Below are 20,398 nucleotides of genomic sequence, written 5' to 3'. Positions count from 1 at the left end.
CGCGATTGCGGTTGCAGCCGAAGCGCGGCAACCGTGCCTCTCGGTCACGGACCCGGCGTTTCACTCCATGCTCCCGCCAAACACGACCGGAACCTGAACCGTCTCGTCCGAAACCAAAATACGACGACACGCGAAGTGCGCAAGATACCGGAAACACGACACTCAAGAATCGGAGTTCAGTAAAAGCAAGCGCCGTTGAGGCAGGAGACGTAGGCATGAGCAGTTTGTTCTACACGGACCACCCAGTGAGCCCCCCATCGGGGCCGCCAATGCGCGACAAGATTCACGCATTCGATAACGCGAGGCAATCAGGCAATCGGTTTCATGATCTTCATCGGGAGGTGGTGGGATCACTGATAGCGCTGGCTCAGCGCCCCATTTTCCTTATGGGGAAAGACTCGCAGTTCGAGAGGCATAGAATCTCCGAGAATTGCGATCTTGTCACGCCGTCACAGAAGCTGGACCTTGCGACAGAAGAATTGAGCAGTCGATGGCGAATGCTTTCCAGCCCCATCGGCAAAACCACGCGCGTCGACGATCCAGACAAGCTTAGGGGCGATGCCCGAGTCGCGTACGAAATTCTCACGCAGGTGCGCGAAGCGATCAGCGTCGTGCGCCAACGCGTCGATATTGTGGAAGTGCTGAATCGAGGCGAGATTTCGTTGGAGAAGGCGACCGCTCGACTTGACGAACTCAGCCGACTGGAACGCGCCCCCATTCAGAAAACGATCGCCCTGGTTCCCAAAACAAAAAAGCGAACGCGTTTGCGATTGGCGCTGATTGCCGCCGCCTGTATTGTCGGGATCGCCGTGGCCGTCGCTTTCTCACCGGCAACCGGCCTTGTCGCCGTCGCACTCGTTCCGTTCCTTACACCGTGTGGCCCCGTGGTCGGCGCCCTGTTCTCATCAATCGGCGTATTGGTGACGCAGCAGAACCCCGCGTGGAGCACCACCAAAAAGGCATTGAAACAAATCAATGCCGCACTGAAAGAGGTGGAGAAGATGCTTGAAGTCAGTCATATTTCCAATCAGTTACTTGGCGCGGTTCGTGGTGAGCTGAAGCAACACGCCACGCTGATAGACCAGAAGATGGCCCAGAGTACCGAGGATGTGGCTGACCTCATCGCCGCAAACAACCACACGGTGACCAATTTCGTCGTCGGCTGCGTCGACGGGAAAATTGATGCCTTCAAGCAAGACGTGACAGTCATGTTTGACGCCCTCAAGCAAGACGTAACAGTCCTGTTGGGCAAGGCCACTGGTCAAACGGAAACTGAATCTCAAGTTGTCGCCGCGCCTCCCTCCGTTTCGTCGGGATTACCCATTCAGACGACCGCCGAAACTCAGCCTCTCCCGCGCAACGATAGCACCCAGATCCGCCAAGCCCTTGCTGACGGTCTGAAAACCGTTGCAACGCAGATGGAAAGCACAAAACGCGAAGTGGACAGGTTGCAAGCACTCGCAGCGCGACTCTACGTGTAAGGACGTGGCGCAAGTGCCCCCCTCAACCCACTGAGAGCGCCTGCCAGCGCTGCAAATCGGCGCCTGCCGGATTCTGATACAGACGCAATCCGAACTCCGGCAGGATCGCCAGCAGGTGATCGAAGACGTCGCCCTGAATGCGCTCGTATTCGGCCCACACGACTGAAGTCGAAAAGCAATACACCTCGATCGGAATGCCGGTGGCCCCGGGCTCCATTGCCCGTGCCATGCAGGTCATCTCGTCGTGAATGTCCGGATTCGCCTTCAGATACGCCAGCACATACGCACGGAAGGTGCCGATATTGGTCAACCGCCGGGTATTCGCCGGCACGCCCGCCGCCGTGCCCAGCGCCTGATTCGCTTCCGTCAGTTTCCGCTGCTTCTCTTCGATATACGGCGTCAACAAATGCATGCGCGACAAATGCGCCATCGCTGCTTCATCAAGAAACGCCACGCTGCCCGCGTCGATGCACAGCGTACGCTTGATTCGCCGCCCGCCCGACTGCTGCATGCCTCGCCAGTTGCGAAAGCTCTCGGAGATCAAGCGCCACGTCGGGATCGTGGTGATCGTCTTGTCCCAGTTCTGCACCTTCACCGTATGCAGCGCGATATCGACGACATCGCCATCCGCCCCCACTTGCGGCATTTCAATCCAGTCACCGACACGCAGCATATCGTTCGACGTCAGTTGAACACTCGCAACAAACGACAACAGCGTGTCCTTGAACACCAGCATCAGCACCGCCGACATTGCCCCCAGCCCCGACAGCAACAACCAGGGCGACCGGTCGATCAGCGTCGCCACGATGGCGATTGCCGCAATCACGAATAACGCAAGCTTGCCCAGCTGCACGTAGCCCTTGATCGAGCGCGTGCGGGCATGCGGCGTGGTCGAATAGACGGCTTGCGCGGCGTCGAGAATGCCATCGGCCGCCAACGCCGCGTAAAGCATCATCATCGCCAGGGCCAGATTGCCCCCGAGGACCGCCACGCCCGCCGGCAGGTCAGGCACCAGCCCGATGCCCCACTCAATCACAACATACGGCAGCACCTGCGCCGCGCGATGAAACACCCGATAGCCCAGCAGGGCGTCGTCCCAGCGATTGGTTGTACGCTGCACGACGAGGCGCACCACGCGTACGATTACCCGGCTCGCCACGACGCGCGCGGCCACCGCCACCGACAACAACAACACCAACGAACCCGCCGAGTGTGCCCAAGGCTCAGCTGAGAGCCACGTGATTCCCGAAGTCAACATCGCCTGCCGCCATTATCCTGAAGTGAGATCGCGCGACTTGCCCGAACTCAGATAGTCCGCGATCGAGTCCTGCGTGACCTCGCCCAGATACTGGTTGGCGTCGCCGAGTACCGGCAGCGACGCCAGATTGTGTTCGTACATGCGGGAGAGCAACACACGCAGATTGTCACCGGCCGCGGCCGTCGCCTTGAATGGACGCACGCGCGCCTCGCAGGTTCCCTGCGCGCCGCGTGTTTCCCGCCGTGCGATGTAACCCAACGCACGCGCGCTTGCGTCCACAACGACCAGCGAGCGCGTATCGAGTTCGTCCATCAACGCGAACGCCTCCGATGCCGGCGTCTGCGGCCTGACGGTCGGTTGCGGCGTGGCGGCATCCTCCGCGCGCACCAGCAGCAGGCGTTTCAGGATACGGTCATGGCCGACGAAACTCGCGACAAATTCGTCGACCGGTTTGGCCAGCAGCGCATCGGGCTGGGCGAACTGCACCAGCCGCCCTTGGCGGAACACGGCGACACGGTCGGCCAGCTTGATCGCTTCGTCGATGTCGTGGCTGACCATGATGACGGTCTTGCCGAGTTGACGCTGCATCTGCAGGAACTCGTTCTGGATCGATTCGCGGTTGATGGGGTCGACGGCGCCGAACGGCTCGTCCATCAACAGGACGGGCGGATCGGCCGCCAGCGCGCGGATCACGCCGATACGCTGCTGCTGGCCGCCCGACAGCTCTCGCGGATAGCGCGACAGATAGCGCTTCGGATCGAGCGCGACCATCGCCATCAGCTCCGTGGCGCGCGCCCGGCAGCGCGTCTTGTCCCAGCCCAGCAGACGCGGCACGACCGCGATGTTTTCCTCGATCGTCATGTTGGGGAACAGGCCGATTTGCTGGATCACATAGCCGATATGTCGGCGTAAAGCGATTTCATCGAGCTGGCGGGTGTCCTCACCGTTGATCAGCACGCGGCCCGACGTGGGCCGGATCAGGCGGTTGATCATCTTGAGCGTGGTGGTCTTGCCGCAACCGCTCGGGCCGAGAAAGACGCAGATTTCGCCCGGGGGGACGTCGAGACTCACGGCGTTGACCGCGCTCACCTGCGAGCCGTCCTTCTGGACGAAGCTTTTGGTGAGATTGTCGAGAGTAATCATGGGGTTCGAATTCCTTTCGGGGTCAGCACGCGTTGCAGGCGGTGCAGGACGGTGTCCGCCACGACCGCCAGCACGCTGACCATGATCGCGCCGACCACGAGTTGGCGAATGTCGCTCTGGTTGATACCGCGCAGGATCAGGACACCCAGGCCGCCCGCGCCGACCACGGCGCCGATGGCCATGACGCCGATGTTCATGACGACCGCCGTGCGCACGCCGCCCAGAATGACGGGCACGGCCAACGGCAGGTCGACGAGTCGCAGGCGCTGGCCGAACGTCATGCCGATACCGACACCAGCTTCGCGGATACTGGCGTCGATCTGCCGCAGCGCGAGGCAGGTATTGCGCATGATCGGCAACAGCGCGTACAGAAAGACCGTCACCAGCGCCGGGGCAGCGCCGATGCCGAGCCCGTAGATCGACAGTACCGGGATCATCAGGCCGAACAGCGCGATCGACGGAATCGTCAGCACCACCGTGGCGAGGCCGAGCAAACCGCCAGAGAGCCACTTGTAGCGCGCGGCCAATACACCGAGCGGCACCCCCACGAGCACGGCGCAGCCCACCGACGCGGACACGAGCCACGCATGCTGGCCGGTGAGCGCGGCGATGCGCGGCCAGTTGGCCAGCGCGTATTCGTAGATGGCGTTCACGTTGTGCCCAGCCGCCGACAGCCACAAAGTCGCGTTGCCGCTCACTTGACGAGACCCTGGGCCTTCAGGAAGTCACCGGCAACTTTCGCGACCGGCTCGCGGTCGACGTCAACCTTGGCATTCAGATCGCGCATCGTGGTGTCGTCGATCTTCGCCGAGAGCGCGTTCAGCTGTTCGGCCAGTTGGGGATTCGCCTCGAGCACCGGCTTGCGGACCACCGGCGTTGCCGCATATGTCGGGAAGAAGTGCTTGTCGTCTTCGAGCACCTTCAAGTCGAAGCCCTTGTTGCGGCCGTCCGTGGTGTAGACGAGACCGACGTCGACGAGGCCGTCGCGCAGCGATGTGTAGACAAGGCCCGGGTCCATCTGCTTGATGTTTGCTCGCCCCAGACGGAAGTCGTACAGCTTTTGCATCGGGCGCAGGCCGTCCGAACGGCCGACGAACTCCATGTCGGAGGCAAGCGTCATGCCCTTTTTGCTTTCCAGTTGCTTCACGAGATCGGAGACGGTGCTGATGCCCTCCGTGTCGGCGCGCTTCCTCTGCATCGCGAAGGCGTACGTGTTGTTGAGATTTGCCGGGTTCAGCCAGACGAGGCCGCGCTTGGCATCGAGTTCCTTTACGCGTGCATAGGTCTGCTGACGATCGAGCTTCTCGTTGACCTTGTTGTAGACGATCAGCGAGGTGCCCGTGTACTCCCAGACGATGTCGAGTTGCTTGCTCTCGATGCCCTGGCGCAAGACCACTGAGCCAAGTCCATTCTTGAGATCGACGTTGTAGCCCTTCGACCTCAGGTACTGCGCGGTCATGTTCGAGAGAATGAGCTGCTCGGTGAAATTCTTGCCACCGATGGTCAGCTTGGCGGCGTGCGCCGGACCGAAGGCAACCAGGCTGCAGACGGTGGCGGCGAAAGCGGTAAAACGGGTGAATCCGGACTTCACGTGTGGGCTCCTTTTTCGGCAAGGATGAAAGCGGCAACCGGCGCATGCACGCTGCACGCACCGGGGCGAAGGCGCGCGGCGCCGGACAGGGCCGGCACCGCCATCAGGTATCTTGCTGCGCAGCGCCGTGACGGGCGAACCAGATCTGGCTGCCGAATGCCAGCAGGCCGTCGAGCGTCAGCGCGAGCAATGCGGTGCCGGCTGCGCCGAGCAACAGCTTGACCGGGTCGTTGAGATAAATGCCCGGGAAAATCAACTCGCCGAGGCTGCTCGCGCCGATCAGGAACGCGAGCGGGGCGGTGCCGACGTTGATCGTCAGCGCAGTGCGAATGCCGCCGACGATCACCGGCATGGCATTGGGGATTTCGACGCGAAGCAGCACCTGACGCGGGCGCATGCCCATGCCGCGCGCCGCTTCGCGCTGCGCCGGCGCCACCTGCTTGAGTCCCTCGTAGGTATTGCGCACGATCGGCAACAGCGATGCGAGCCACAAGGCCAGGATCGCTGGCCCCGCGCCGATGCCGAGCACTGTCATCGACAGCGCGAGCACCGCCAGCGAGGGCAGCGTGTTGCCGACGTTGAAGAGTTGCATCGCGCGCTCGGCATGGCGGGCGAACATCGGCCGCGACAGGACGATGCCGGCCGGCACGCCGGTGGCGATGGCCAGCGCCATCGAACCGCCCACGAGCTTCAGGTGCTGCCGCGTGAGAAACACAAGTTCTTCCTGGTAATCGACCAGCGTGCCGAGGCCGAGCCACGCCACAAGCCCCGCCACGGCGGCAGCTACGGCCAGAATGCCGAGAACGAAAATACGATACTGCTTCGCCACGTTCATACTCCCTTTACGGTTGGCAGCGCCAACGCAAAAGGCAATGGCGAGCCCGATTTGGGCGGGAACAGGCCCCAGCATGACAACTGTTGGCTGCCTTGCGAATGGATATGTACGCCCCGAAGGTCTGTGGGAGACGACGGACACGAACCAGGCGTCGCGCAATGCGACATGAGAGACAAGCTTTCGACGCCATCGGCGCCTGGGCCTCTCGGTGCACGCTTATTGAAAGCGCGCGGATGTTTTGCTGCACAGACTCATTGCATGGATGGAACAGATGCCGGTGCAACGAGGAACATCGGCATCGCTTTTTATTAGTCAACCGTAACGATTGGCATTTTTTATTCTAGTACAGATAGTGCGTCGATGCCAACCCGCCAGCTCAGCATTGGGAAATTTCCTAGATAACCAATTATGTATATCGCACTACAAAATATTTACCACTCGTAGGCCGCCCAAGGGATTTCTTCCCATCAAGTTGCCGATTGCGAACACGACGGAAACGGCATTTTGATTTCTCAAATACACCGAATTCTTTTAAATGCGCGTTTTACGCGTTCTGCGCGATGCGCGCGGTCGCCGATGGCGCGGGAATGGCGTGGAACGGGCCTTGGAGCGCCGTTCAGGCATGCGTATCCGGTTTTGGGTGCGGGCCCGGAGAAATTGGTGTATTCTTCGAAGTTTATCTTAGTTTTCAATCATTTAGCGCGACCACTGCAGAAGCGAATTGCCATTCCGCCGTGTCATTTCACCGTCACTCGGATGTCATTCCCGCGTAACTCAGATGCCACCGGAACGTCATGGTGACCTGACGATATGCCTGCAGTGCCACGGGGGAGCGCGGGGTGCACACGGCGGCCGGGATCGATAGCGGCACACCGGTGGCCCGATGAGAGGACCGGGATTCGCGCAAACCGCGCGGGACCGTACGAACCAGCGTACGTTGAACGGCGAATAATAACGATGAAAAGCACCATCAGTCGAACTGAGCAGGGGAATCGTGTCGCTGCCGCCAGCGTGCTGGTGGCCGGTTGCGCGCTGACCGCGGCAGGTTTCATGGCGCGCGCCATCGACGGTCCCGTGAACCCGCTGCTGACGTTCTTCCTCGTCTCTGCCGCCGGCATCCTCAATCTGTCGACAGCCTGTCTGTTGGGCGTCCAGTTCCTCTATAACGGCAAGCGCTATTTCGCACAATTCGGCTGTGCCTTCCTGTTGCGCGGCCTGCTCATGTTCACGCAGGGCGTGTTGCTCGCGAATCAGCTGGCCGGCGGCGAAGATGCGGTGACGCGCGCGCCCTTCTGGTTGTGGATCGCCGGCGAAACAGGCTTCGCGGGCTATGTGTGGCTCAGCGCCCGCAGCTATTCCAGCACATGCCAGGATCCGCACAAGCGCCCCGGATATCGCGAAGCGGCTCGTCACGGGGTGACTGTGCTCGTTGTTTGGTTTGCCGTGTCGATGTCGCTGGTCGGTGCCGGGAAGACGATGAGCGCGCCTGCGATCATCGGCGGCGCCAACGTCGAGCGCTTTGCGGGCGTCGGCTTGCTTGTCCTGTACATGGCGTTGTGGCTATACGTCGCGGCGCTGACCCGTTTGTCGCACAAATTATTCCTGCTGGTCTGGGTCGTGCTTTCGCTCGCGTTGTGCGAAGTGCTGCTGTCACTGACCGCGCCGGGTGAAACTTCGTACCCGTGGTATGTCGCACGCATGCTCGCGCTGGCGTCGCCGGGGGTCGCGACGCTGGCATTGATGTGGGAAATCACGCGGCAGTACCAGTCGCTCGCGCTCACGAACACCGATCTCGTCGAGAAGGTGTTCATCGATCCGCTCACCGGCATCTACAACCGCCGTTATTTCGACAGCCGGATCCGGCTTGTCGCCGAGCGCGCGCAGCAGAACGAGCGGCCGTTGTCGCTTTTGATCATCGACGTCGACTTCTTCAAGCAGGTCAACGATCGCTACGGCCACCCGTTCGGCGACGCCGTGTTGCAGCGAATCGCGGCCACGATCCAGCATTGCATCCGCACGCCGAGAGACTTTGCGGTGCGGCTGGGCGGCGAGGAGTTTGCCGTCGTGCTGCCGGAGATCGACCAGCACGCGGCGCTGCGCGTGTCGGACCGGATTCGTGAATCGGTCAAGCGCGCCGGCGCCGATATGCTGCCCAAACAGGCACACGACGACGGCGAAGCGATCACGATCAGCGTCGGCATCGCAACTTGGAAGCCGGGCCAGCCGTTCATCATCGGCGCGATGCTCGAAAATGCCGATCAGGCGTTGTACGAGGCCAAACACAAAGGCCGCAATCAGAGCGTCCTGGCAAGCATGCCGGCGTGATGCCGCCGTCCCCGCATCGGTGTGCGCGGCACCCGGCGCCCTGTGCTGTGCCAAACGGCCGTGGATTCCACGGTGCCTACTTCGCCGGCGGCCCCTTGAGTTCGACGGTGTTGCCGTCGGGATCCTGCAGATAGCAAGACGGCCCCTCGCCCTCGGCCCCGTAGCGCATGGCCGTCTCGCCAAGCGACACGCCGCGGATGGCGAATGCCGCGCGCATGGCGTCCGGATCCCAGGGATCCACGCGCAGACAGAAGTGATCGAGATTGTGTCCGTCGCGGCGTGGCGCCGGGCCGCCCATGCGGCCGATCTGGCCGTTCACGTCGGTGATGTCGATCAGCGCGTTCCCTGCTCGCAACTGCCACAGACCCAGCGCTTCCTGTGTGCGCTCGATCGTACAGCCGAGAACTTCCGTATAGAAGCGGACCAGGCGGCCCGCGTCGGCCGTGCGCAACACGACGTGATCCAGGCCGACAATCGGCACCTTCATGACAAGATCCTCATGCAACGTTTACGCCGTCAGCGCGTAGCGCTTACGCTTCTCGACCTTGGTCTCATGCGTAATTTCGCTGCGTCCGTCCTCGAACACAGTTTCGAGGCGCACCGTAAACCCCCACAGCCGCGCCACGTGCTTGAGCACTTCCTCGAAGCTGTCGTCCAGCGGCCGCCGATCATTTTGCAGATGCCGCAGCGTGAGCGAACGGTCGCCGTGCAGATCGACATGCGCGACTTGTACATTCGGCTCCAGGTTGCTCAAATTATGCTGCTGCGCGAGCATTTCGCGAATGGCGCGATAGCCGCTGTCGTTGTGAATCGCCGTGACGCGCAGGCGGCTGTCGCGATCGTCGTCGAGCACGGAGAACAACTTCAGGTCGCGGATGACCTTGGGCGAAAGGAATTGCTGGATGAAACTCTCGTCCTTGAAGTTGCGCATCGCAAAATCAAGCGTCGTCAGCCAGTCGCTTCCGGCGATCTCCGGCGCCCACCGCCGGTCTTCCTCGGTCGGGTCCTCGCACATGCGGCGGATGTCCTGGAACATCGAAAAGCCCAGCGCGTAGGGATTCAGTCCGCTGTAATACGGGCTGTCGAACGGCGGTTGATACACGACGTTGGTATGCGCGTGCAGGAACTCCATCATGAACGCGTCGTTGACCAGTTTTTCCGTGTACAGCTGCTGCAGGATCGTGTAATGCCAGAACGTCGCCCAGCCTTCGTTCATCACCTTCGTCTGGCGTTGCGGGTAGAAGTATTGCGCAAGCTTGCGCACGATGCGCACGATTTCGCGTTGCCACGGCGCGAGCTTCGGCGCATTCTTCTCGAAGAAGTACAACAGGTTCTCCTGCGGCTCGGGCGGGAAGGCAGGCTCCTCGGATTCGCCGGGCTCGAGGCCGTCGTCGTCATCGTGCAGCACGTGATGCGGCAACGTGCGCCACAGATCGTTGATCTGTGTCTGCAAATAATTCTCGCGCTCCTTCTGACGCGCCTGTTCCTGCGCCATCGACAGGCGCTTCGGCCGCTTGTAGCGGTCGACGCCATAGTTCATCAGCGCGTGGCACGAATCGAGCAGGACTTCGACCTGCTGCTCGCCGTAGCGCTGTTCGCATTCAGTGATGTAGTTGCGCGCGAACAGCAGGTAATCGATGATCGCGTCGGCGTTGGTCCACGTGCGGAACAGGTAGTTGCCCTTGAAGAACGAATTATGGCCATAGCAGGCATGCGCGATCGTCAGCGCCTGCATGGTCATGCTGTTCTCTTCCATCAGATACGCGATGCACGGGCTGGAATTGATGACGATCTCGTACGCGAGCCCCATCTGGCCGCGCTTATAGCCGCGCTCGGACGCGAGGAAATGCTTGCCGAACGACCAGTGATGGTAGCCGACGGGCAGGCCGACGCTGGCATACGCGTCAAGCATTTGCTCGGCGGTGATGATCTCGATCTGATTAGGATAGGTGTCGAGCTTGAAGTTCGCCGCGATGCGAGCGATCTCGTGCTCATACCGCTGGATCAGTTCGAAAGTCCATTCCGATCCGGTGGAAATGTACGCCATTGCGTCCCCCGTTGTGCCCCAGGGCCTGGGCTAGGCCGCCTTCTTCTTGAAGAGATCGTGCAGCACCGGATAGATCTCCGCCGCTTCCATGATGCGCTGCATCGCGAAATTCGGATGCCCCGACTTCACTGCCAGATACTCGTTCCACAAATTCTGCGGCTCCGCGCTCGCCACTTCGATATACGCGAAGTACTGAACGAGCGGCATGATCGAGTCCTGCAGCAGATCACGGCAAATCGGCGAATCGCCGTCCCAGTTGTCTCCATCCGACACCTGTGCGCCGTAGATATTCCATTCGCCGACCGGGTAGCGATCCTGGATGACTTCCAGCATCAGCTTGAGCGCGCTCGACACGACCGTTCCGCCCGACTCCCGCGCATAGAAGAAGTCGTCTTCATTGACTTCCTTCGCGGTCGTGTGGTGACGGATCAGGACCAGATCGATGCGTTCATAGTTGTGGCGCAGGAACAGATAGAGCAGCATGAAGAATCGCTTGGCCAGATCCTTGCGGGCCTGGTCCATCGACCCGGACACGTCCATCAGGCAGAACATGACCGCCTGCGCCGACGGGCGCGGCTGCATGATCCGGTTCGAGTAGCGCAGATCGAGCTTTTCGATATACGGAATCGCCTCGGCACGGGTGCGCAGATGCACCATTTCGTGCTGGATCGCAATCGCGCGCGGCGACGTATCGCCTTCACGCGACACGACGTCGGCGTACTCTTCCTCGAGCTCACGCAGCTGGCGGCGGTACGGCGCCGACAGCGCGATGCGCCGGCCCAGCGAACTGCGCATCGTGCGGATCACGTTCAAGTTGGATGGCGTGCCGTCGATCGAATACCCCGCCCGGATCTTGCGGAACTCCGGAACCTGCGCCAACCGGCGCTTGGCCAGATCGGGCAGCGCCATGTCCTCGAAAAAGAACTTGAGGAATTCTTCGCGCGACAGATTGAAGACGAAATCATCTTCGCCTTCGCCCGAATCGCTGGCGCGGCTGCCGCCGCCTCCGCCCTGCGGCGGCGGACGTTCGAAGTTGTCGCCCACCACGAACTCGCGGTTGCCGGGATGCACCATCTCCCGCTTCCCGCCGTGTCCGTGGTGGAACAAAGGTTCCGAGATGTCCTTGACCGGAATCGAGACCTGTCCGCTGCCATCGATGTCGGTGATCTTACGGCCAGCCACCGCCTTCGCTACCGCGCGCCGTATCTGGTCGCGGTAGCGCTTGATGAAGCGCTGCTGATTGATCGCGCTTTTGTTCTTGCCGTTTTCGCGTCTGTCGATGATCGCGGACATATTGGCCCCGACTGGCTACTGACTCACGACGATTTGCGCACGCGCAGGTACCATTCCACGAGCAGGCGAACCTGCTTCGGGGTATAGCCTTTTTCCACCATTCGGTTGACGAAGTTGGCGTGCTTTTCCTGGTCCTCCTTGGACGATTTGGCGTTGAACGAGATCACCGGCAGCAGATCCTCCGTCGTGGAGAACATGCGTTTTTCGATCACCGCCCGCAGCTTCTCGTAACTGGTCCAGAGCGGGTTCTTGCCGGCGTTGCTGGCGCGCGCCCGCAGGACGAAGTTGACGATCTCGTTGCGGAAGTCTTTCGGGTTGGTGATACCCGCCGGCTTTTCGACTTTCTCCAGTTCATCGTTGAGCGCCGTGCGATCGAGAATCTCGCCGGTATTCGGATCGCGGTATTCCTGGTCCTGGATCCACAAATCGGCGAAGTTGACGTAGCGGTCGAAGATGTTCTGGCCGTACTCGGAATACGACTCCAGGTAGGCCGTCTGGATCTCCTTGCCGATGAACTCGACAAACGGGGCGGTCAGATACTCCTTGATGTAGGCGAGGTAACGCTTCTCGAGTTCCGACGGGAACTGTTCACGCTCGATCTGTTGCTCGAGGACATAGAGCATGTGCACCGGATTCGCGGCGACTTCTGTGTTATCGAAGTTGAAGACCTTCGACAGCACCTTGAAGGCGAATCGGGTGGACAACCCCGTCATGCCCTCGTCGACGCCGGCATAATCGCGGTACTCCTGATACGACTTTGCTTTCGGATCGATATCCTTGAGGTTCTCGCCGTCATAGACGCGCACCTTCGAGAAAATGTTCGAGTTCTCCGGCTCCTTGAGGCGGGTAAGCACGGCGAACTGCGCCATCATCTTGAGAACGTTCGGCGCCCTCGGCGCGTTGGCGAGCGAACTGAACTTCACCAGCTTCTCGTAGATCTTCACTTCGTCGGTCACGCGCAGGCAGTACGGCACCTTGACGATGTAGATCCGGTCGAGGAATGCCTCGTTGTTGCGGTTGCTCTTGAAGGCCTGCCACTCGGCTTCGTTCGAGTGCGCGAGCACGATGCCGTCGAACGGAATCGCGCCGAAACCCTCGGTGCCCTTGTAGTTGCCTTCCTGGGTTGCCGTCAGCAACGGGTGCAGCACCTTGATCGGCGCCTTGAACATTTCAACGAATTCGAGCAGGCCGCGATTGGCCAGGCACAGGCCGCCGGAGTACGAATATGCATCCGGGTCATCCTGCGGGAATTCCTCCAGCTTGCGGATGTCGACCTTGCCGACCAGCGACGAGATGTCCTGGTTGTTTTCGTCGCCCGGCTCCGTCTTGGAGATGGCAATCTGGTTCAACACCGACGGCCGCGTCTTCACCACGCGGAACTTGGTGATATCGCCGTTGAATTCGCGCAAACGCTTGGCCGCCCATGGCGACGGGATCGAATTCAGATAGCGCGACGGTATGCCGTAATCCTCTTCGAGAATGCGGGCGTCCTCGCCGGGCGAGAACAGCCCCAGCGGAGATTCGTGCACCGGCGAACCCTTCAGGCTGTAGATGGGCACTTCTTCCATCAAGGCCTTCAGTTTCTCGGCCAGCGACGACTTGCCGCCGCCCGGAGGTCCGAGCAGGTACAGGATCTGTTTGCGCTCTTCCAGCCCCTGCGCCGCGTGCTTGAAGAACGAAACGATCTGTTCGATCGTGTCCTCCATGCCGTAGAAGTCGCGGAATGCCGGATATATCTTGATGATCTTGTTGGAAAACAACCGGGACAGGCGCGGATCGTGGTGAGTGTCCACAAGCTCCGGCTCGCCGATCGCACGCAACATCCGTTCAGCCGCAGTGGCATACGCGGTCGGATCTTTCTTACAGATCTCCAGATACTCCTGGATACTGCATTCCTCTTCCTTGCGCGCGTCGAAACGTGTCGTGTAGTGGCTGAAAATATCCATATGCCTCACCCCCGCTTCACAGGCGAACATCGCACATGCGACGCTCACCTACTGCCTAAGACTGGATGGCGATGCGTTTGGTTTCGGCGTGGCCCACTGAATGTTCGAGCGACCTCGCGAAACGTGCCCGCACTGCCCCCTCCCTGACATGAACGACTCAAAATCGGTTTAGGTTGACTTTAAACTTGTGACGCCAAAAAGCCAACCGGTAATTCATCATATGCACAAAATAAAAAGCCGTGTTGGACGATTTGCGGCGACGCGCTCATCGCCGCGTCAACCCGTGTTTCACAAGGGTTTCCGAGCATCTACGCATTGCGCATGTTTTGCTCGTCCGCCGACATTTCGAAAGCATTCGACAAGCGAAATGGGCGCGCTGTGCATTCGGGCCGACCGTTTCCTTGCCATTCAAAACAAATTAGGATTACAACCCATTACATACAACTTCCTGCGAATCGGAATCGCATGATTTTTCTCACCTTGCGACGAGACTTTCCAAAAAAAAAGTGGGAGCCGCAGCGACGTCGACGCAAACGAAGACGTGGGCGCGATGAGATGGATTTTCCCTGCGGACCGGAGTGAGGGCGCAAGCCAATCCGGTTGGCGGCGATGCGGGACGTTGGGGATCGAAGCGCAAGCGCCGTGACGGGGAAAATCAGCAGAGCGGTCGAATGTACGGATCAGCCTCCTGTCGGAAGAGGTCGCCTCGCCTGCACGGCATGCGGGACGGCCGCCATCGAAACTTGCAAATTCCGCGTACGTGGTATGAAGCGAACAATGTGCCAACGCGACGCGTGAAGCCCATGTTACGCCGGTTCGCAAAAACGTGCATGTCCGATCACCGCTGGAAAACCCTGAATTCCCCCTCAGCGACCGCTTACCGCCGATCGCCCGGGCGCGCGCTTCGCGGGAGCGGGTTCGTTTAGTCACAAGACCCGGCCCGTTCACACCGGCACACGAGATTCGTGCAATAATGCAACTTTGTTGCATTTATTACCGTGTTGCAATAACCATGGCCCTCATTTCCCAGCCGGTTGCGTCCGGACGCTTGCCGGTGACCGTATTGTCCGGCTTTCTTGGCGCAGGCAAGACCACGCTGCTCAATCATCTGCTGCGCTCGGCAATCGGCCCGCGCGTAGCGGTGATCGTCAACGACATGGCGTCCATCAACATTGACGCGGCGCTGGTGCGGCAGGCCGACGGCGCCACGCCGGCGGCCGATCTCGTCGAACTCACCAACGGGTGCATTTGCTGCACGTTGCGCGACGACCTGCTCGCCGCTGTGCTCGACCTCGCCGACGCCGGGCGTTTCGACTATTTGCTGATCGAATCGACCGGCATTTCCGAACCCTTGCCCGTTGCCGAAACGTTTACGTTTGCCGCGGACGATGGACGCACCCTGTCCGACGTCGCGCAACTGGATACCCTCGTGACCGTGATCGATGCCGAACGGTTTCTCGACGATTATCGAGGGGCTGCCTGTCTGCATGAGCGCGACCCGGAGGCCCAGGGCGAAGACGGGGAAGCCGACGACGACCGGACGGTCGTGGAGTTGCTGGTGGAACAAGCCGAATTCTGCGACGTCCTGGTCATCAACAAGACCGACCGCATCGCGCCCGAAGCGCTCGAAGCACTGCAAGCCGTGCTGCGCGCCATCAATCCGCGCGCCGAGCAGATTGTCACGACGCACGGCATCGTCGATCCGGCCCGTGTCATGGGCACCGGCCGCTTCGACTTCGTGGCCGCCGAGGCCGCGCCGGGATGGCTGCAAAGCCTGCACGGCCAGCATCTCCCGGAAACGGAGCGGCTCGGGATAGGGAGCTTCGTCTATCGGGCCGACGGGCCATTCCACCCGCAGCGCTTCTGGGAATTTCTGCAGGGCGACTGGCGCGGCATGCTGCGCAGCAAGGGATTTTTCTGGCTGGCGACGCGTCCGGCCGACGCAGGCAGCCTCTCGCAAGCCGGTGGCGCATGCCGCCACGGTCCGGCCGGACGTTGGGCCGACGATGGCGAAGTCCTCGGCGCGCCGCGCCAGGAGCTGGTTTTCATCGGCCAGCAACTTGACGCTGACACGCTGCAGGCGCGTCTTGACGCGTGCCTTGCCACCGCCGGGGAAATCGCCGGCCGCGACGCGCTCGCCGACCCGTTCCCGGAATGGGAATCGTTTTTTGCCGATATGAACGACAATGGCGTTGACCCGGCGGGTGCCCCCGCCGAAAGGCTCTTGCCAGCCGGCGCGCAAGCCAATGCCGCGCCGAGCGCCGCCCGATGATCCGCTTCTCCGTCTGGCTGTACCGCCGCGCCGGCTGGCAGCGCATGGCCCTGGCGCTCATCGTTCTCGTGCCGCTCTGGGCGCTCGTCGCCTGGGCGCTGCTGGGGGTGGACGGATGATCGCCTGCCGTAACCTGACCGTCCGCTTCGGCGGGCATGTCGCGCTCGAGGGCGTGGACGCCTCGTTTTCGTCGGGCTGCCTGTCCGCGGTCGTCGGCCCCAACGGCGGCGGAAAGACCTCCCTGCTTCGCGCCTTGGCGGGTTTGCAGCGCGCGTCGGGGCAGATCGTGACGGATGGCGCGGTGGCATATCTGTCGCAGCGGCCCGAGACCGACCACCGGTTCCCGATGAGTGTGGAAGAATACGTGCTGACCGGCGCCTGGCGGCGGACCGGCGATGTCCGGGCGTTGGAGGACAATGAATTTCAGCGCGCGCAGGACGCCTTGGGGCGGGTCGGGCTGGCCGCACAGCGCCGCCACGCCCTTGATGCCCTGTCGGGCGGCCAGTGGCAGCGCGCGCGCTTTGCGCGGCTGATCGTCGAAGATACCCCGAATGTATTGCTGGATGAACCGTTGACGGGTATCGACGCCCCTTCGGCGGAACTGTTGCTCAGTTTGCTCGACCAATGGCGCAATGAGGGCCGCACCGTGGTGGCCGTGTTGCATGACCTGCCGCTGGTCCTGGAACGCTTCGCCCATGTTGTCGTCCTGGCGGGCCGGCTGACGGCCTCGGGCCGGCCGCAGGACTGTCTTGCGCACGCCGCGCTGCCGGGATTCACCTACTTTCCCCCGGAGGCGGACCATGTCGCCTGACGCGTTGCTGGCACCGTTCACGCAGGTCATCGCGCCGTTTGCCGAATTCGACTTCATGCGGCACGCCCTGGTCGGCGGCTTGGCCCTGGCGATCGGTTGCACCCCGGTGGGCGTTTTCCTGATTTTGCGCCGCATGAGCCTGATGGGCGACGCCCTGTCGCACGCCGTATTGCCGGGTGCGGCGATCGGGTACCTGGTTGGCGGGTTGTCACTGCCCTGGATGGCGGGCGGCGGCATGATGGCCGGATTGCTGGTTGCGTTGCTGGCGGGATTGTCGAGCCGGCTGACGAAACTCGACGAAGGCGCCTCGTTCGCGGGCTTTTATCTGCTGGCGCTGGCGGCCGGCGTGGTGATCGTCTCCAAATGGGGCAACAGCGTCGACCTGATGCATTTGCTGTTCGGCTCAGTGCTGGCGGTCGACGATGCATCGCTGATCCTGGTCGCAGCGATTGCCACCGTCACGCTGCTGTGGTTTGGCTGGCATTATCGCGGGCTGGTCCTGGACAGCGCCGATCCGTCGTTCCTGGGGCAAGGCGGGACCGTGTTGCGCTACCACCTGGGCTTTACGGTGTTGACCGTGATGAATCTCGTGGCCGGTTTTCAGGCCATGGGTACACTGATGGCCGTCGGGCTGATGATGTTGCCCGCGGCGACGGCGCGCTTGATGGCGCGCACCTTGCCGGGCATGCTGCTGGCGGCGTGGCTCGTGGCCAGTGCGTCGTGCGTGATTGGCCTGCTCATTTCGTATTATCTGGCTTGTCCGTCGGGGCCGGCCATCGTATTGACCGCAGGGATTGCCTACGTGGCGGCCTTGTTGACCGCGCAGGGACGCTCGCACGCGCCGGCGCTTTGACCTAGGGGGAACGGAATGTTTGGAGGGGTAAACCGCGCATTGCGGGAGGCGAAAGCCTGGATGACCGGGTCGTTGCTTGTGGCTGCGCTGGTAATCCCGGGCGTAGCGAATGCGCAGGACGTCCGGTTGCCGGTAAGCGCGAGCTTCAGCATTCTCGGCGATCTCGTGCGCGCCGTCGGCGGCGACCGTATCGATCTGACGACGCTCGTCGGGCCGGACCAGGACGCGCACGTCTACGAGCCCACGCCGGCCGATATCGGCAAACTCACCGCGACGAAGGTCTTCTTCATCAACGGGCTGGGTTTCGAAGGCTGGATGCCGCGCCTGCGCAAGGCCAGTCATTACACCGGCCGCGTGGTCGAGGTGACGGAAGGGCTGAAGCCGCGCACCACGCGGGATCAGGGCAAGCTGGTCACGGACCCGCACATGTTCCAGGACCCGGCGCTGGCAAAGGCGATGGTCACGCGCATCCGCGACGCGCTGACGGAAGCGGATCCTGCCGGCAAGACTTACTACGCCGAGCGTGCGAAGAACTACGAACTGGCCCTCGACGACCTGATCACCTGGGCGCGCAAACAACTGGCGCCGATTTCGCCGACGCGCCGCGTCGTGCTGACGTCGCATGACGCATTCGGCTACCTCGGCGAGCGCTTCGACATCCGCTTCCTGGCCCCGGAAGGCGTGTCGACGGAAAGCGAAGCCAGCGCGCGCGACGTCGCCAAGCTGATCCGCGTGATCCGCACGACAGGCGTGAAGGCCGTGTTCATGGAAAACATCACCAATCCGCGCCTCATCGAACGCATTGCGCACGACGCGAAGGTTCAAGTCGACGGGAAGCTGTACTCGGACGCCTTGTCGCAAAATCAGGAAGCGTCCACTTACCTTCAGTTGTTCCAGCACAACATCCGGGCGATCGCTGCCGCGATGAAAGACGACCGGTAATCGGAATGTCCCGGCCGGCCGGCGCCCGTGCCCGCCGGCCGCGCCGCGCGCCGTTCACGGGGGCGAAGCCGCGGCCTGCCGCCAGGCGCGCCATCCCCTTGCGCCCGCAGCGGTATAATAATGCCCTTCGCCGGTGGACCCGCCGGCCCCGGCGCCATGCCGGTTCACCCCCGAAGACATCGGCTTTTTACGGACGCCCCCAGGTCAACCACTGCGATCGGCGCGAAATATATGGCTAAGAAGATTTACATCAAGACGTTCGGCTGTCAGATGAACGAGTACGATTCGGACAAGATGGCCGACGTACTCGGCGCGGCCGAGGGTCTCGAAAAGACGGACACGCCGGAAGACGCAGACGTCATCCTGTTCAACACGTGTTCGGTACGGGAAAAAGCTCAGGAGAAAGTGTTCTCCGACCTGGGCCGCATGCGTGCGCTGAAGGAACTCAAGCCGGATCTGATGATTGGCGTCGGCGGATGCGTCGCCAGCCAGGAGGGTGCGGCGATTGTGCAGCGCGCGCCATACGTCGACGTCGTGTTCGGGCCGCAAACGCTCCATCGTCTGCCGCAAATGCTGGAAGCGCGCCGTCAGAGCGGCCGCTCGCAAGTGGATATCAGCTTCCCCGAGATCGAGAAATTCGACCATCTGCCGCCCGCCAGGGTGGAGGGTCCGACGGCGTTCGTCTCCATCATGGAAGGTTGCTCGAAGTATTGCAGCTATTGCGTGGTGCCGTACACGCGCGGCGATGAAGTGTCGCGTCCGTTCGACGATGTGTTGACGGAAATCGCAGGCCTCGCCGAACAGGGCGTGCGCGAAGTCACGCTGCTGGGCCAGAACGTCAACGCCTATCGCGGCCTGATGGCTGACGGGGAAATCGCCGATTTTGCGCTGTTGATCGAGTACGTCGCGGAAGTCCCCGGCATCGAGCGCATTCGTTACACCACCAGCCACCCCAAGGAATTCACGCAGCGCCTCATCGATACCTATGCCCGCGTGCCGAAACTCGTGAGTCACCTGCATCTGCCCGTCCAGCACGGCTCGGACCGCGTACTTTCGGGCATGAAGCGCGGCTACACCGTGCTCGAATACAAGTCGATCATCCGCCGCCTGCGCCAGGTGCGCCCGGACATGTCCATGTCGTCCGACTTTATCGTCGGCTTTCCCGGCGAGACCGAAGAGGACTTCGACAAGCTCATGGCCATGATCGAAGATATCGGGTACGACACCAGCTTCTCGTTCATCTACAGCCCGCGACCCGGCACCCCCGCCGCGAACCTGCACGACGACACGCCGCGCGAAGTCAAGCTGCGCCGGTTGCAGCACCTTCAGGCGACCATCGAGGCCAACGTCGCGCGCATCAGCGAAAGCATGGTCGGCTCGCGTCAGCGTATCCTGGTGGAAGGCTTGTCCCGCAAGGACGACAACGAACTTCAGGGCCGCACGGAAAACAACCGGGTCGTCAATTTCCCTGTCAGCCAGGCCCAACACGCCGCGCGGATAGGGCAGATGGCCGACGTTGTCATCACGTACGCCTACCCGCACTCGTTGCGCGGCGAACTCGTCGCGAAGCATTGACCGCACCCGAAAACCTGGTAACGTAA

At 61.8% G+C, this 20,398-nt stretch carries 17 protein-coding genes; 8 read left to right on the top strand and 9 right to left on the bottom strand.

Annotated features, from left to right (window positions below):
• Positions 1-215 precede the first annotated feature (215 nt).
• Positions 216-1,481 carry a hypothetical protein gene (locus PTE30175_RS24740; RefSeq protein ID WP_150699724.1) on the top strand — a complete coding sequence of 422 codons (1,266 nt, stop codon included), beginning with the start codon at positions 216-218 and terminating at the stop codon, positions 1,479-1,481.
• Between the two features lie 22 nt (positions 1,482-1,503).
• Here PTE30175_RS24740 and PTE30175_RS24735 read toward each other — a convergent pair whose 3' ends face one another.
• The 5 genes from PTE30175_RS24735 to PTE30175_RS24715 all read right to left on the bottom strand — a co-directional run bounded on the left by PTE30175_RS24735 (position 1,504) and on the right by PTE30175_RS24715 (position 6,308).
• Complete coding sequence (locus PTE30175_RS24735; RefSeq protein WP_150699723.1) at positions 1,504-2,739, bottom strand: mechanosensitive ion channel family protein; 1,236 nt, start codon at positions 2,737-2,739, stop codon at positions 1,504-1,506.
• A 12-nt stretch (positions 2,740-2,751) separates the two neighbouring features.
• A complete protein-coding gene (locus PTE30175_RS24730) occupies positions 2,752-3,882 on the bottom strand; it encodes an osmoprotectant ABC transporter ATP-binding protein OsmV (RefSeq protein WP_150699722.1) in 1,131 nt (376 codons plus the stop codon).
• A complete protein-coding gene (locus PTE30175_RS24725) occupies positions 3,879-4,535 on the bottom strand; it encodes an ABC transporter permease (protein ID WP_150699721.1) in 657 nt (218 codons plus the stop codon). The genes PTE30175_RS24730 and PTE30175_RS24725 overlap by 4 nt, the downstream gene beginning before the upstream one ends.
• Before the next feature lie 41 nt (positions 4,536-4,576).
• A complete protein-coding gene (locus PTE30175_RS24720; protein ID WP_150699720.1) occupies positions 4,577-5,473 on the bottom strand; it encodes a glycine betaine ABC transporter substrate-binding protein in 897 nt (298 codons plus the stop codon).
• Between the two features lie 103 nt (positions 5,474-5,576).
• Positions 5,577-6,308 (bottom strand): ABC transporter permease, encoded by a 732-nt coding sequence (locus PTE30175_RS24715; protein WP_150699719.1) that lies wholly within the window; start codon positions 6,306-6,308, stop codon positions 5,577-5,579.
• 957 nt (positions 6,309-7,265) lie between these two features.
• Between PTE30175_RS24715 and PTE30175_RS24710 the strand changes: the two genes are divergently transcribed.
• Entirely contained in the window at positions 7,266-8,633 is a 1,368-nt protein-coding gene (locus tag PTE30175_RS24710) for a GGDEF domain-containing protein (RefSeq protein ID WP_191629201.1), read from the top strand.
• A 76-nt stretch (positions 8,634-8,709) separates the two neighbouring features.
• Here PTE30175_RS24710 and PTE30175_RS24705 read toward each other — a convergent pair whose 3' ends face one another.
• Genes PTE30175_RS24705 through PTE30175_RS24690 form a run of 4 tightly spaced genes read right to left on the bottom strand, consistent with a single transcriptional unit; the run spans position 8,710 to position 13,919 of the window.
• Entirely contained in the window at positions 8,710-9,120 is a 411-nt protein-coding gene (locus tag PTE30175_RS24705) for a VOC family protein (protein WP_150699717.1), read from the bottom strand.
• A 21-nt stretch (positions 9,121-9,141) separates the two neighbouring features.
• Complete coding sequence (locus tag PTE30175_RS24700) at positions 9,142-10,680, bottom strand: SpoVR family protein (protein ID WP_150699716.1); 1,539 nt, start codon at positions 10,678-10,680, stop codon at positions 9,142-9,144.
• A 30-nt stretch (positions 10,681-10,710) separates the two neighbouring features.
• Positions 10,711-11,973 (bottom strand): YeaH/YhbH family protein, encoded by a 1,263-nt coding sequence (locus tag PTE30175_RS24695; protein WP_150699715.1) that lies wholly within the window; start codon positions 11,971-11,973, stop codon positions 10,711-10,713.
• A gap of 23 nt (positions 11,974-11,996) precedes the next feature.
• A complete protein-coding gene (locus tag PTE30175_RS24690; RefSeq protein WP_150699714.1) occupies positions 11,997-13,919 on the bottom strand; it encodes a PrkA family serine protein kinase in 1,923 nt (640 codons plus the stop codon).
• A 1,012-nt stretch (positions 13,920-14,931) separates the two neighbouring features.
• Between PTE30175_RS24690 and PTE30175_RS24685 the strand changes: the two genes are divergently transcribed.
• The 6 genes from PTE30175_RS24685 (at position 14,932) to miaB (ending at position 20,372) form a co-directional block, all read left to right on the top strand.
• Positions 14,932-16,191 (top strand): GTP-binding protein, encoded by a 1,260-nt coding sequence (locus PTE30175_RS24685; RefSeq protein ID WP_150699713.1) that lies wholly within the window; start codon positions 14,932-14,934, stop codon positions 16,189-16,191.
• The gene (locus PTE30175_RS29010) at positions 16,188-16,310 is read left to right on the top strand and encodes a hypothetical protein (protein WP_263596300.1); all 123 of its coding nucleotides are present in this window, start codon (positions 16,188-16,190) and stop codon (positions 16,308-16,310) included. The genes PTE30175_RS24685 and PTE30175_RS29010 overlap by 4 nt, the downstream gene beginning before the upstream one ends.
• Positions 16,307-17,002, top strand: coding sequence for a metal ABC transporter ATP-binding protein (locus PTE30175_RS24680; RefSeq protein WP_191629200.1), 696 nt, complete (start codon positions 16,307-16,309; stop codon positions 17,000-17,002). The genes PTE30175_RS29010 and PTE30175_RS24680 overlap by 4 nt, the downstream gene beginning before the upstream one ends.
• The gene (locus PTE30175_RS24675; protein WP_150699711.1) at positions 16,992-17,855 is read left to right on the top strand and encodes a metal ABC transporter permease; all 864 of its coding nucleotides are present in this window, start codon (positions 16,992-16,994) and stop codon (positions 17,853-17,855) included. The genes PTE30175_RS24680 and PTE30175_RS24675 overlap by 11 nt, the downstream gene beginning before the upstream one ends.
• Before the next feature lie 60 nt (positions 17,856-17,915).
• Positions 17,916-18,797 carry a metal ABC transporter solute-binding protein, Zn/Mn family gene (locus PTE30175_RS24670; protein WP_224788957.1) on the top strand — a complete coding sequence of 294 codons (882 nt, stop codon included), beginning with the start codon at positions 17,916-17,918 and terminating at the stop codon, positions 18,795-18,797.
• A gap of 231 nt (positions 18,798-19,028) precedes the next feature.
• Positions 19,029-20,372, top strand: coding sequence for a tRNA (N6-isopentenyl adenosine(37)-C2)-methylthiotransferase MiaB (miaB, locus tag PTE30175_RS24665; protein ID WP_150699709.1), 1,344 nt, complete (start codon positions 19,029-19,031; stop codon positions 20,370-20,372).
• Positions 20,373-20,398 lie beyond the last annotated feature (26 nt).

It is taken from the genome of Pandoraea terrae (assembly GCF_902459695.1).
GTDB classification, from domain to species: domain Bacteria; phylum Pseudomonadota; class Gammaproteobacteria; order Burkholderiales; family Burkholderiaceae; genus Pandoraea; species Pandoraea terrae.
Note: the sequence above shows the minus strand (reverse complement) of the source record. Positions and strands in the feature narration are given on the sequence as shown.